The organism is Streptosporangium sp. NPDC020072 (genome assembly GCF_040631445.1).
Lineage (GTDB): Bacteria > Actinomycetota > Actinomycetes > Streptosporangiales > Streptosporangiaceae > Streptosporangium.
This window is the reverse complement of the sequence record NZ_JBEYAB010000002.1, coordinates 498344-511449: the sequence shown is the minus strand read 5'-3', so window position 1 is coordinate 511449 and position 13106 is coordinate 498344. Positions and strand designations below refer to the sequence as shown.

General features: G+C 72.1%; 14 protein-coding genes. All 14 read left to right on the top strand.

The features are described from left to right. Nucleotides 1–9 precede the first annotated feature (9 nt). The 14 genes from ABZ470_RS05550 (at nucleotide 10) to ABZ470_RS05485 (ending at nucleotide 13099) form a co-directional block, all read left to right on the top strand. Nucleotides 10–1074: a glucose-1-phosphate thymidylyltransferase gene (locus tag ABZ470_RS05550; RefSeq protein WP_352009901.1), complete on the top strand. Its 1065-nt coding sequence runs from the start codon at nucleotides 10–12 to the stop codon at nucleotides 1072–1074. Next, complete coding sequence (gene rfbB, locus ABZ470_RS05545; protein ID WP_362910171.1) at nucleotides 1071–2066, top strand: dTDP-glucose 4,6-dehydratase; 996 nt, start codon at nucleotides 1071–1073, stop codon at nucleotides 2064–2066. Before ABZ470_RS05550 ends, rfbB begins: the two co-directional genes overlap by 4 nt. Further along, a complete protein-coding gene (locus ABZ470_RS05540) occupies nucleotides 2063–3460 on the top strand; it encodes an NDP-hexose 2,3-dehydratase family protein (protein WP_362910170.1) in 1398 nt (465 codons plus the stop codon). Before rfbB ends, ABZ470_RS05540 begins: the two co-directional genes overlap by 4 nt. Before the next feature lie 32 nt (nucleotides 3461–3492). Next, nucleotides 3493–4479, top strand: coding sequence for a 3-hydroxyacyl-CoA dehydrogenase NAD-binding domain-containing protein (locus ABZ470_RS05535; RefSeq protein ID WP_362910167.1), 987 nt, complete (start codon nucleotides 3493–3495; stop codon nucleotides 4477–4479). A gap of 79 nt (nucleotides 4480–4558) precedes the next feature. Continuing rightward, nucleotides 4559–5068: a nuclear transport factor 2 family protein gene (locus tag ABZ470_RS05530; protein WP_362910165.1), complete on the top strand. Its 510-nt coding sequence runs from the start codon at nucleotides 4559–4561 to the stop codon at nucleotides 5066–5068. Further along, entirely contained in the window at nucleotides 5065–5595 is a 531-nt protein-coding gene (locus ABZ470_RS05525; protein ID WP_362910163.1) for a hypothetical protein, read from the top strand. Before ABZ470_RS05530 ends, ABZ470_RS05525 begins: the two co-directional genes overlap by 4 nt. Before the next feature lie 91 nt (nucleotides 5596–5686). Next, complete coding sequence (locus ABZ470_RS05520; RefSeq protein WP_362910161.1) at nucleotides 5687–6364, top strand: hypothetical protein; 678 nt, start codon at nucleotides 5687–5689, stop codon at nucleotides 6362–6364. 6 nt (nucleotides 6365–6370) lie between these two features. Further along, the gene (locus ABZ470_RS05515) at nucleotides 6371–7501 is read left to right on the top strand and encodes an acyl-CoA dehydrogenase family protein (protein WP_362910159.1); all 1131 of its coding nucleotides are present in this window, start codon (nucleotides 6371–6373) and stop codon (nucleotides 7499–7501) included. A 37-nt stretch (nucleotides 7502–7538) separates the two neighbouring features. Beyond that, entirely contained in the window at nucleotides 7539–8447 is a 909-nt protein-coding gene (locus ABZ470_RS05510) for an MBL fold metallo-hydrolase (protein ID WP_362910157.1), read from the top strand. A 32-nt stretch (nucleotides 8448–8479) separates the two neighbouring features. After that, nucleotides 8480–9586 (top strand): nucleotide disphospho-sugar-binding domain-containing protein, encoded by a 1107-nt coding sequence (locus ABZ470_RS05505; protein WP_362910155.1) that lies wholly within the window; start codon nucleotides 8480–8482, stop codon nucleotides 9584–9586. Further along, complete coding sequence (locus ABZ470_RS05500) at nucleotides 9583–10719, top strand: nucleotide disphospho-sugar-binding domain-containing protein (protein WP_352009891.1); 1137 nt, start codon at nucleotides 9583–9585, stop codon at nucleotides 10717–10719. The genes ABZ470_RS05505 and ABZ470_RS05500 overlap by 4 nt, the downstream gene beginning before the upstream one ends. A gap of 8 nt (nucleotides 10720–10727) precedes the next feature. Further along, on the top strand, nucleotides 10728–11321 hold the full coding sequence (locus ABZ470_RS05495) for an NAD(P)H-dependent oxidoreductase (RefSeq protein ID WP_362910153.1): 594 nt from the start codon (nucleotides 10728–10730) through the stop codon (nucleotides 11319–11321). Further along, on the top strand, nucleotides 11311–12345 hold the full coding sequence (locus ABZ470_RS05490) for a zinc-binding dehydrogenase (protein WP_362910151.1): 1035 nt from the start codon (nucleotides 11311–11313) through the stop codon (nucleotides 12343–12345). The genes ABZ470_RS05495 and ABZ470_RS05490 overlap by 11 nt, the downstream gene beginning before the upstream one ends. Before the next feature lie 91 nt (nucleotides 12346–12436). After that, complete coding sequence (locus tag ABZ470_RS05485; protein WP_362910149.1) at nucleotides 12437–13099, top strand: DsbA family oxidoreductase; 663 nt, start codon at nucleotides 12437–12439, stop codon at nucleotides 13097–13099. Nucleotides 13100–13106 lie beyond the last annotated feature (7 nt).

Genomic DNA, 13106 nt, shown 5'->3' with positions numbered 1-13106 from the left:
GACTCCGCCGTGAAGGCTCTGGTGCTGGCAGGCGGGACGGGAACCCGCCTGCGCCCTTTCAGCTACTCCATGCCAAAACAGCTCATCCCCATCGTCAACAGACCGGTTCTCGAACACGTCCTGGACAACCTCAGGGCCGTCGGCGTCACCGAGGCCGGGATCGTCGTCGGCGCCGGGGAACGGCAGATCCGCGAGGCGATCGGTGACGGCGGCGGGCTGGGGATGAGCGTGACCTACATCCCGCAGGACGAGCCGCTCGGCCTGGCGCACTGCGTCACGATCGCCAGGCCGTTCCTCGGGGAGGACGACTTCGTGATGTACCTCGGGGACAACATGCTGCCCGAGGGGGTCGCCGAGCCCGCGGCGCGCTTCACCGCGAACCGGCCCGCCGCACACGTGGTGGTACGCAAGGTCGCCGATCCGCAGTCGTTCGGGGTGGCCGAGTTCGGTCCCGACGGCAGGCTTGAGCGGGTGGTCGAGAAGCCGCGAAGGCCCCGCAGCGACCTCGCCCTGATCGGCGTCTACTTCTTCACCGCCGCCGTCCACCGGGCCGTCGCCGCCATCCGGCCGAGCGCCAGGGGCGAGCTGGAGATCACCGACGCGATCCAGTGGCTGGTCGACGACGGGGCCGAGGTAACGGCCGCCGAGTACCCTGGTTACTGGCGGGACGTGGGCCGGGTCGAGGACGTCCTCGACTGCAACCGGCGGCTGCTCGGCGGCCTGCCCCCGCGTCTCGACGGCTCGATCGACGCGGCCAGCGGCGTCACCGGCCCGGTGGTCGTCGAGGCGGGCGCCCGTGTCGTACGGTCCCGCATCGAGGGCCCGGCGCTCATCGGCGGCGACAGCGTGGTCGAGGACAGCGAGATCGGCCCCGGCACGACCGTCGGCAGGGGGTGCGTGATCAGCGGCACCCGGCTGCGGGACTCGGTCGTGATGGACGGGGCCCGCCTGACGGGCGTGGCCGGGCTGCGTGACTCCGTCATCGGGCGCGGCACGGTCGTCGGAGGGCGTCCGCCGGACGGCGTGTTACGGCTCGTGGTCGGCGACGAGGCCAGAATCGAGACGGCGGCATGAGACTGCTGGTCACCGGCGGCGCCGGTTTCATCGGCTCGCACTACGCGCGCACCGTTCTCGACGACGGCTACCCGGGCTTCCACGACGTCCGGGTCACCGTGCTCGACAAGCTCAGCTACGCCGGCAACATCGCGAACCTGCCGATCGGGCACCCCCGCCTCGAATTCGTGCACGGCGACGTCTGCGACCTGCCGCTGCTGCTCGACCTGCTGCCCGGGCACGACGCGGTCGTCCACTTCGCCGCCGAGACGCACGTCGACCGCTCCCTCAGGAACGCCGCCGAGTTCGCGCACGTCAACGTGGGAGGCACCCAGACGCTGCTGGAGGCCTGTCTCGCGGCCGGGGTCGAGCGGGTGGTGCACGTCTCGACGGACGAGGTGTACGGCTCCATCGAGGAGGGCTCCTGGCACGAGGAGTGCCCGCCGCTGCCCAACTCCCCCTACGCGGCCTCGAAGGCGGCGGCCGAACTGTTCGTCCGCTCCTACTGGCGCACCTACGGGCTCGACGTCTCGATCACCCGCTGCTCCAACAACTACGGCCCCCACCAGCACCCCGAGAAGATGATCCCGCTGTTCGTCACCAACCTGCTCGAAGGCGAGCCGCTGCCCCTGTACGGCGACGGCCTCAACGTCCGCGACTGGCTGCACGTCGACGACCACTGCCGGGGCGTCCAGCTCGTCCTGACCCGGGGTAACGCGGGTGAGGTCTACAACATCGGCGGCGGCAGCGAGCAGACCAACATCGCCGTCACCGAACGGCTGATCGCGCTGCTCGGCGCCGACCGCTCGGTGATCCGTCCCGTGGCCGACCGCAAGGGGCACGACCGGCGCTACTCCCTCGACGACACCAAGATCCGTGAACGACTCGGCTACCGGCCCGCCGTACCGTTCGAGCGGGGGCTGGCCGAGACGGTCGCCTGGTACCGGGACAACCCCGGCTGGTGGGGGCCGGTCAAACACGCCCTGCGGACGGCGGCGGGGGTGGGGGCATGACGGCCGGGCTGTTCGACCTGCCGAGGCTGCGCGCCAGGGAGGACGCCGGACTGGCCGAACGGCTCGCGCGCTCGCTGGCGGAGACGACGGCGGGCTGGCAGCTGAGCACCGCGCAGGTCACGGACTGGCTGGCCGAACGCGCCCTGGCCCACCGCTTCGTCGTCGAACGCATCCCGTTCGCCAGACTCGACCAGTGGGACTTCGTCGAGGACGGCGCGAGGCTGGCCCACCACAGCGGCAAGTTCTTCACCGTCGAGGGGCTGCGTGTCACGGCCGACCAGGGGCCCGTCCTGAGCTGGGACCAGCCGATCATCAAACAGCCCGAGGTCGGCATCCTCGGCCTGCTGCTCAAGGAGTTCGACGGGGTTCCGCACCTGCTGATGCAGGCGAAGATGGAGCCGGGCAACCCCAACCTGCTGCAACTGTCGCCGACCGTCCAGGCCACCCGGAGCAACTACACCAAGGTGCACCGGGGCTCCGAGGTGCGTTACCTGGAGTACTTCGTCGATCCCACCAGGGGGCGGGTCCTGGCCGACGTGCTCCAGTCGGAGCAGGGCTCGTGGTTCCACCAGAAGATCAACCGCAACATGATCGTCGAGGTGGACGAGGACGTCCCGATCGGCGACGACTTCCGCTGGCTGACGCTCGGGCAGATCGGGGAGCTGCTGCGCCGGGACAACGTCGTCAACATGGACGCCCGTACGGTCCTGGCCTGCGCGCCGATCGGCTCCGACGAGGCGGGCGCGCTGCACAGCGACACCGAGCTGCTGTCCTGGTTCACCGCGGAGCGGGCCAGGCGGGAGATGCGGGTGGAGCTGATGCCGCTGACCGAGGTGAACGACTGGCGGCGCGGCCCCTGGTCCATCGACCACGACGCGGGCCGTTACTTCAGCATCGTCGCGGTCTCCGTCGCGGCGGGCAACCGCGAGGTGACCCGCTGGACCCAGCCGCTGCTCGAACCGCACGGCCTGGCCGTCACGGCCTTCCTGACCAGGCGCATCGGCGGGGTCCCGCACGTTCTGGTGCACGCCAAGGCGGAGGCGGGACTGCGCGACACGATCGAGCTGGCCCCGACCGTCCAGTACACCCCGGAGAACTACGCCCACCTGAGCGGCGCCGACCGGCCGCCCTTCCTGGACCTGGTGCTGACCGCCAGGCCGGAGAGCGTCCGCTACCGGGCGATCCACTCGGAGGAGGGCGGCAGGTTCCTCAACGCGGAGGGCCGCTACCTGGTGGTGGACGTGAACGAGGCGGACGCGCCGCTCGACCCGCCGCCCGGCTTCCGCTGGGTCACCCCGGGGCAGCTGCGCTTCCTGGCGCGGCACCCGCACTACGTCAACGTCCAGGCGCGCTCCCTGCTCGCCTGCCTCAACACCGGCGCGGTCGGCTGGTGAGCCCGACAAGCCCGACAGGGAGGACGGAACGGATGGGAACGCGACCAGGCGCCGTGACGGTCATCGGCGCGGGCACGATCGGGCTGGGCTGGATCACGTTGTTCGCGGCGCACGGGCTGGACGTCACCGTCAACAGCAGGCGCCCCGACGCCCGGCGGGTCGTCGAGGAGGGGCTGCGGACCTTCGCGCCGACGCTGCCCGGCGGCGGGCGTGACCCGGAGGAGCTGCTGGCCGGGCTGCGCTTCGAACCCGACGTGGCGCGGGCGGTCTCCGGCGCCGACGTGGTGCAGGAGAACGCCCCGGAGGACCCGGTGCTGAAGCGGGAGCTGTTCGGGGTGATCGCGGGCGCGGCCCCGCCCGGGGCGCTGCTGCTGTCCTCGACCTCGACGCTGGTGCCCGACGACTTCGGCGAGCGGGTCCCGGACCAGGGCAGGCTGGTGGTCGGCCATCCCTTCAACCCGCCGCACGTGGTGCCGCTGGTCGAGGTGGTCGGCGGCACGAGCACCACCCCGGAGGCGATCGAGGAGACGATCGCCTTCTACCGCTCGGTCGGCAAGGTCCCGATCGCGCTGCGCAGGCCGGTGCCCCGGTTCGTGGCCAACCGGCTGCAGACGGCGCTGCTGCGGGAGAGCATCCACCTGGTCCGCGAGGGCGTGGTCACGATGGAGGAGCTGGACAGCGTCGTGGTCAACTCGATCGGCCTGCGGTGGGCGACGGTCGGGCCGTTCCAGGCCTTCCACCTGGGGGGCGGCGAGGGAGGTCTGCGCCGCTGGCTCGGGCACCTGGGCCGGGGACTTGAGGCGAGCTGGCGGGAACTCGGCAGTCCCGAGCTGACGGAGGAGACGATCGAGCTGCTGAGCTCGGAGGCGGAACGGGTCTACGGCGTGGGAAATTACCCGGAACTCTCCACAAAAAGGGACATTAGGCAGAATGCCATCCTTGATGCCCTTGCCCGTGTTGAATCCGGAAATATCCGGCAACTGAACGGGGCTCGCGGCACCGTGGCGGAGCCCGGATGAGCGGTCGGCCACGTTTCTCAAGTGTCATTCGAGCGCCTCTTTCTAGCATTATGAGGACTTCTCGAAAGGAGTCCGCCAGATGAGAGAAGTTACGGCCCCACCGGATTTGTACGCGCGGATACAGCAGTTCCACGCCACCCAGATGCACGCGCTCGACGGTGGTGAATTCGACGCCTACGCCGAGACCTTCACCGAGGACGGCGAGTTCCGGCACACACCGGGACGGCCCGCGGCCAGGACCCGCGCGGGCATCGCCGAGGAGCTGAAGGCCTTCCACCGGGAGCGCTTCGCCGGCGACCCCGTGCAGCGGCGCCACTGGTTCAACATGCTGCGCGTGGAACCGGGCTCCGGCGGCGAGATCCACGCCACCTTCTACGTGCTCGTCGTCGCGACCCGCCCCGGGGTCAGGCAGCCGGAGATCGCGCCGAGCTGCGTGGTCCACGACGTGCTGGTCGAGGACGCCGACGGCGGCCTGCTGGTCAGGTCCCGATGGGTCGAGCACGACTGGCAGCCGGAACCGGCCACCACGGTCGGCGCGGCGGCGGGCGGCCCAGTGAACGGCCCGGTGAACGGTGAGGTGTCGCGGTGAGCGTGCCGTACCTGGCCAGGACCAGGATCGACGGCGAGTGGACGCCGATCGAGTACTCCAGGGACTTCACGGTGACCGCTCCGGAACGGGTCGCGCCGGGAGAGGAGTTCACGGTCGTCTTCGCCAGCGCGCCGATCCTGGCCCTGCCCGCGTTCAACCGGACGCTGACCGACCTGCGGATCGCCTACCGGGTCTCCGGCCAGGCGGCCGTACTGGAGTGGGAGCTGCGCGGGGGCGACACCCCCGGCGGGCTGGAGTTCACCGCCGAGCGGCAGGACGACGACCTGGTGGTCGGCTTCGGCGGGACCATCGCGGGCGGGGTCGAGGTCGCGGTGCCCGACCTGGTCGTCACGGTGCGCGCGGAGGAGCCGGGCACGGTCACCACGTCGCCGGGGGGCTCCGGGTTCGACCGGCCCGCCTTCGGGTGGACGCGTGAGCACGCGGTCAACGGCCAGTGGGACCCCTTCCAGTGCTACGTCCCCGTTGACGCGCCGGTGGTCTTCACCACCACCCTGATCTCCTCCTGACCTCGTGTCTCTCCTACGCCGGGGACGGCTCACGCCGAAAAACCCGGAAAACCTCCTGGAAAACAATGGGTAACGAACGAAGGAAACACGCATGAACAAGTGGACCCTCCGTACCGCCGCCGCGGCCTGCCTCGCCGCCGTGGCCCTGACCGGCCTGACCGCCCCGGCCGAGGCCCGGCAGACCACGACGACGGGGGCGACGGGGACAGCGACGGGGGCCGTGCGGACCACCGCGACGGTGACGGTTCCGTACATCTCGCGGACCCGTATCGACGGCGTGTGGACCCCCATCGAGGGCTACACCCGCGACTACACCGTGACCGCCCCCGCGACGGTCGAGCCCGGCGACGACTTCCGTGTCAGGTTCGACTCGGCGCCGATCTTCGCGGTGCCCGCGCACAACAAGACGCTGACCGACCTGCGGATCGCCTACCGGGTCTCCGGTGACGCCACCATCCTGCGCTACCGCCTCGAAGGGGGCAGCAACCTCGGCGGCGCCCACTTCTGGGTCGAGCGGAACGGCTCCGACCTGGTCCTGCGCAGCAACGGCACCTTCCAGGGCGGGGTCGAGTTCGACGTGCCCGACCTGGTGGTCAAGGTCCGCGCGGGTGCCACGGGCACGGTCACGACCTCGCCCGGCGGTTCCAGCTTCGCCGACCCGGCCTTCTACTGGTACCGCGAGCAGACCGTCAGCGGTCAGTGGGACCCGTTCGAGAACTACGTGGACCCGGCGAGCCCCGTGACCTTCACCACGACCACCATCGGGTGATCCGACATGCCGGAAGCCACCCCCGCCTCCCTGTCCCCTGACGCCGTCAGGGAGACCGCCGCCGTGGCCGCCAAGCGTGCCGCGGAGGCAGAGGCGAACAGACAGCTCACCCCCGACGTGGTCGAGGCGATCGTCCACGCGGGCTTCGTCAGGCACTTCGTGCCCGCCGGGTACGGCGGCGCGGCGGGAGGCTTCACCGAGTTGCTGTCCGCCGTGACACAGGTGGGGGAGGGCTGTGCGTCCGCCGCCTGGTTCGCGTCCCTGACGGCGGGCACCGGCAGACTGGCCGCCTACCTCCCCGAGGAGGGGCGGCGGGAGGTCTGGGCCGAGGGCCCCCACGCCGTGATCGTGGGGGGCCTCGTCCAGGCCGGTACGGCCGAGCGGGTCTCCGGCGGCTGGCGGGTACGCGGCCAGTGGCCGTACGTCAGCGGGATCGCCCACTCGGACTGGGCGCTGCTGTGCGCGAGAACGGAGCGGGGGGCCAGGTTCTTCGCGGTCCCCCGCGCCGCGTACGGCGTCGCCGACACCTGGTTCAACAGCGGCATGCGGGCGACCGGGAGCAACACCCTGATCCTCGACGAGACCGAGGTCCCCGAGGCCCGTTCGGTCGCGCTCGACGACCTGCTCGCCGGTGAGGCCCCCGACGCGCGGGCCGTCTGCCACCGGGTGCCGATGAAGGCGGGCAACGGGCTCACCCTGACCGCCCCGCTGCTCGGCGCCGCGCGCGGCGCGCTGCGGCGCTGGTCGGAGCTGGTGCGCGACAAGCTGCTCGCGCCCGCCGGGGCGATCTCCGGTGGGGTCGGCAGGGGCTCCTACGAGCTGACCCTGGCCCGCGCGGACGGCGAGGTGGACGCGGCGGCCCTGCTGCTGCGGCGGGTCGCCGAGGTCGCCGACCAGGCGCCCGTCGACGCCCTGCTCACCGCGCGCAACGGGCGTGACTGCGCGCTGGCGGCCGACCTGCTCGCGACCGCCGCCGACCGGCTGCTGCGCAGCTCGGGGAGCAGGGGCCAGTCGGAGAGCGAGCCGCTGCAACGGCACTGGCGCGACGTGACCACCGGCGCGGGTCACGCCGGGCTGCAGCTGCCCGCCGTGGCGGGCGCGTTCGTGAGCCGGTCCGCTCTGCCGTCGGCGGGGTGACCGGCCACAGGAACGACCACAGAAAGGGGAACGTCTCATGGTCGCGCCTGAGCTGGTCGAGGTGGCCGAGGGTGTCCACGCCTACCTCCAGCCGGACGGGGGCTGGTGCCTCAACAACGCCGGAGTGATCACCACGCCCGACGGGGCCGTGGTCGTGGACACCGCGGCCACCGAACGCCGGGCCCTGGCGCTGCGGGACGCCGTCGACGGGGTCGCCGGGGGAGACCGCAGGCTCGTGGTCAACACCCATTTCCACGGCGACCACGTCTTCGGCAACGCGGTCTTCGGCCCCGAGGCGACCGTGGTGAGCCACGCGGGCACGCGCGAGGAGATCGCCGAGACCGGGCTCGCGCTGACCGGGCTGTGGCCCGACGTGGAGTGGGGGGACGTCGGGGTCGTGCCGCCCGGCGTCACCTACACCGACCGGCTGACGGTGCACGCGGGCGGCAGGCGGATCGAACTCATCTCGGCGGGTCCCGCGCACACCCGGCACGACACCGTGGTCTGGCTGCCGGAGGAACGCGTCCTGTTCGCCGGGGACATCGTCATGCCGGGCTGTACGCCGTTCGTGATGATGGGGACGGTCAGCGGGACGCTGGCCACCCTGGACCTGCTGCGGGAGCTGCGCCCCGAGGTCGTCGTCGGCGGCCACGGCCCCGTCGCCGGGCCGCACGCCTTCGACGAGACCGAGGCCTACCTGCGCTGGCTGCGGCGGGTCGCGGCCGACGGGGCACGGCGCGGGCTCGACGCCCTCGGCACGGCCCGCGAGTGCTCCCTCGGCGAGTACGGCGGGCTGCTCGACCCCGAGCGGCTCGTGGGCAACCTGCACCGGGCACTGCTCGAACTCGGCGAACCGGGCGGTGAGCCGGGCCTGCCGCTGGACGTGCCCGCCGTGTTCGGGGAGATCGTCGAGTTCAACGGCGGCCTGCCCGCCTGTCACGCCTGACCAAACCCTCGACAGAAACCGGGGACGTGCGCATGAGAGTTCTCTTCGTGGCGGGCCACACGGCAGGGGCCTGCTATCCACTCGTCCCGCTGGCCCAGGCCGTACGGCTCGGCGGGCACGAGGTCTTCGTCGCGGGTCACGAGGACGTCCTTCCCGTCGTGGCCGCCGCGGGCCTGCCCGGGGTCGCGATCTCGTCGAGGACGCTGTCCGACTTCCTCGTGGACCGCAGGGGGCGGACCGTCGAGCTTCCCGAGCCGGGACACGAACACGACCTGGCCGTGGGCCGGGTGTTCGGCCGCTTCGCCGCCGACGGCCTGGACGGGCTGCTGGCCCTGGTGCGGGACTGGCGTCCCGACCGGGTGGTCGGGGTCGCCACGGCCTACGCGGCGCCGCTGGCCGCGCACGACGGCGGTGTGCCGTACGTCCGGTTCGCGACCGATCTGGCGGAGCCGGTCGTCCACATGCTGGCGGCCGTCGCCGAGCTGGGACCGGAGCTGGAGAAACTCGGCCTGTACGAGCTTCCCGCGCCGTGGCGCTCGGTCAGCGTGGCGCCGCCCAGCCTGCGTGCCCCCGACGCGGCCCCCGCCCTGCCGCTGCGGCACATCCCCTACGAGACGCAGAGCGCCCTGCCGCCGTGGGCCCACCCCGGACAGGACAGGCCGCGTGTCCTGGTGCACGACCACGGTGAGACGCGGCCGGACCTGCTGGAGGGGCTGCGGGAGCTGGAGGCCGAGATCGTGGTGACCGGCCGCGAGGAGGGGCCGGTGCCGCCCGGCGTGCGCGCAGGCCGGGTCCCGCTCGGCGTCGCCGTACGGCCCGGGGACGTCGTGGTCCACCGGGGGCGCCCGGACGTCGTCCTGACCTGCCTGGCACGGGCGGCGGCGCAGGTCCTGCTGCCCGGCGACCCCGGCCTCGACGAGCACGCCGACAGGCTGGCGCGTCTCGGGGCGGCCAGACAGGTCGGAGCCTCGGCGGTCCCGGGGGCTCCGGTGGAGACGGAGGAGGTCGTCGCGGCCTGCCGGGAGGTGCTGGCCGATCCCGCCTACGGGCAGGCGGCGCACCGGCTGCGCGCCGAGATCCACGAGATGCCGCTGCCCGCCGACCTCGTTCCCCTGCTGACCGAGGAGGTCGTGGCGTGAGAGTCCTGTTCGTGGCCGGGGGGACGTCCGGGGTGATCTTCTCGATCATCCCGCTGGCCCAGGCGGCGCGTAACGCCGGGCACGAGGTGGTGATGGCGGCCCCGGAGAACGTGGTGCCGACCATCACCTCGGCCGGGCTGACGGCCGTCGCGGTCACCTCGCGCAAAATGCTGGACACCCTGCTGTACGACGACGGCGAGCGCCGTCCGATCCCGACCGACCTGCACGAGCGCTACATCTTCAACGGGCGTTGCTTCGGGCGCTACGCCGGCTGGTGCCTTGAGGGGCTGCTCGACTTCGCCGACCGCTGGCGCCCCGACGTGGTGGTCGGGGGCACGCTGGTCTTCGCCGCGCCGCTGGTCGCCCGCCACGCGGGCGTGCCGTACGTCAAGCAGGCGGTCGACATGGGCGAGCCCCGCACGATCGACCTGGCCGCCGCCGCAGAGCTGGGGCCCTGGCTGAAGCGGCTCGGCTTCCACGAGATGCCGCGTTCCGATCTGTTCGTCGACATCTGCCCGCCCAGCCTCAGGGAGGCGGACGCGCCGCCCGCCCAGATCATGAGATACATCCCCTACTCCACCAAGGGCCGCGTCGAGTCCTGGATGTACACCAAGGGGGACAGGCCCCGGGTGCTGGTCTCCGCGGGCAGCCGGGTCACCCCGGACCGCGACTTCGAGATCCTCAGCGGCCTGGTCGCCAAGGTGGGCGCGCTGGACGTGGAGCTGCTGGTCGCGGCGCCCGCCGACGTGGCGGAGGCGCTGCGCCCCCTGCCGGACAACGTCAGGGCCGGCTGGCTGCCGCTGGACGTGGTGGCCCCGACCTGCGACCTGGTGGTCAGCCACGCCGGAGGCACCACGGTCCTGGGGAACATGCACTACGGAGTGCCCCAGCTGCTCATCCCCTACCTGCCCTACGCGCTCGGCTTCACCAGAAGGCTCACCGACTACGGCGCCGCCAGGATGCTGCCTCCCGAGGACGACTCCCCGGAGAACGTGGCCGAGGCCTGCCGGGAGGTGCTGGGCACCCCCTCCTACCGGCAGCGCGCCCGCGACGTCGCCCACGAGATGTCCCTGCTTCCCGGCCCCTCCCAGGCGCTGGCCGCCGTCGAGCGGCTGGTCCACACCTCCCGATAGGAGTCCCGATGACACAGACACCCCTGCACCTGGCCCTGGTCGTGGGAAGCGTGCGTGAGGGCCGTTTCGGGCCGACCGTGGCGAACTGGTTCGCCGAGCAGGTCGCCCAGTACGGGCGGTTCACCACGGACGTCGTCGATCTGGCGGAGTCGCCGTTGCCGGTCGTGCTGCCCGCCTTCGGGAGCGACCCGGCCCCCGAGGTCGCGGCCGTCGCGGCCCGGCTCTCCGGACGGCTCGCCGCCGCCGACGCCTTCGTCGTGGTCACCCCCGAGTACAACCACAGCCTGCCCGCCTCGTTGAAGAACGCGCTGGACTGGAGCGACGCCGAGTGGCGGGCCAAGCCGGTCGCGCTGGTCTCCTACGGCGGGCGTTCGGGGGGCATACGGGCGGCCGAGCACACCCGGCAGATCCTGGCCGCCCTTGAGGCGGTCACGGTGCGCGAGGTGCTCACCTTCCAGTTCCCCAGGGAGGTCTTCGGCGAGGACGGCAGGCCCAAGGACCCCGAGGGCTACGCCTCGACGGCCAAGGAGATCCTGCGGGAGCTCGAATGGCTGGCGAGCACCCTGCGTGAGGGACGTGGACGGCGGCCCCATGCCGGCTGAGGGGACGATGCTCGCCGTCCGCGTCCACGAGTACGGCCCGCCCGAGGTGCTGCGTCCCGAGGAGGTCCCGGTGCCGAGGCCGGGACCCGGGCAGGTGCTGGTCGAGGTCGAGGCCGTCAGCGTGGGGTTCGCGCAGACCCAGATGCGGCGTGACCTCTTCCCCGCCCCGATGTGGCGGCCGACGTTCCCCATCGTGCTCGGCGGCGACGTCGTCGGCGTGGTCGTCGAGACCGGCCCCGGCGTCGAGGACGTACGGCCCGGCGACCGGGTGGGCGCCTACACGCTGCACGGCGCCTACGCCGAGTACGCGGTGCTCGACGCCGCCTCGCTCGTGCCGGTGCCGGAGGACCTGGACGCCGTGCGGGCGACCGTACTGCCCGGCTCGGGGCCGATCGCGATGGGCACGCTCGGCGTGGCCGACCTGCGGCAGGGGGAGCGGGTGCTGGTCCACGCGGCCTCCGGCGGCATCGGTCACCTGGCCGTGCAGCTGGCCGTACTGGCGGGGGCGGGGCAGGTGATCGCGACGGCGGGGTCGGCGGCCAAGCGCGACTTCGTCCGGGATCTGGGCGCCGACCTGGTCGTGGACTACGGCGAGGACGACTGGGCGGAGCGGGTGCGGGAGGCGACGGGCGGCGCCGGGGTGGACGTCGTCCTCGACAGCGTCGGGGGACAGGTGCTCCGGCAGGGGATCGGTCTGCTGGCGCCGTTCGGACGACTGGTGTTCTACGGGTCATCGCACGGTGGATTGGATATTCCTCACATATCGCCCATGGAGTTGATAGGGATTAAATATGTGACGGGATTTGCCCTTTCCGCCTGGCGGGCCGCCCGTCCCGATCGTTATCGGACGGACCACAAATTGCTGGTGGACCATCTCAGGGACGGCAGCGTCAAAGATGTCGTCCACGCCGTCCTCCCTCTCCGGCAGGTGGCCAGGGCACACGAGATCATCGAGGGCCGTCGCCATATCGGGAGGGTCGTCCTAAGGGTTGGCCGAAACGCCGACAATCACTTCCCGGCTTGACCTCTAGCGTGCTTGAGGTTGCAGCATCGAAGGCGTCGAAACCCGTTTTCCGAGTTCGCCGCGCACTGGCCGCGGGACGGGAGGATTCCCCATGTCTACCGATAACCAGACCAGGACCGTCGAGGTCTACGCCGACGTGTTGTGCCCGTGGAGCTACATCGGCAAAAGGCGTCTTGAGACGGCCCTGGCCGGGACGGAGGGCAGGGAGCGGCTTGAGATCGTCTGGCGCAGCTACGAGCTGTCGCCGGAGGAGGGCCGTACTCCCGGCAGGACGGCGGCCGAGGCGATGGGCGACTGGTGGGGCGAGCAGGGCAGCGCCAGGGTCGAGCTGATCCACACCCTCGGCCGGGCGGAGGGCGTGGCCATCGACCTCACCCTCGCCAGGCCCGTCAACACCTTCGACGCCCACCGGCTGCGTCACCTGGCCGCCGACCACGGCCTGGCCGACCAGGTGATGGAGCGGCTGCTGCGCGCCTACCTCTGCGAGGGCGGCAACGTCAGCGACCCCGAGGTCCTGGAGCGCGTCGGCGTCGAGGCCGGTCTCGACGCCGGGCAGGTCCGCGCGCTGCTCGACGGCGACGCCTACGCCAAGGACGTCCGCGCCGACGAGCGCAGGGCGAAGGAGCGGGGCGTCAACGGCGTGCCGATGCTCATCATCGACGGCAGGCCGCCCGTCAGCGGCATCCAGTCTCCCGCCGACCTGACCCGCCTGCTCCAGGACGCGCTGCGCCCGGCGCCCGTCGCGGGCGACTGACGGGTTC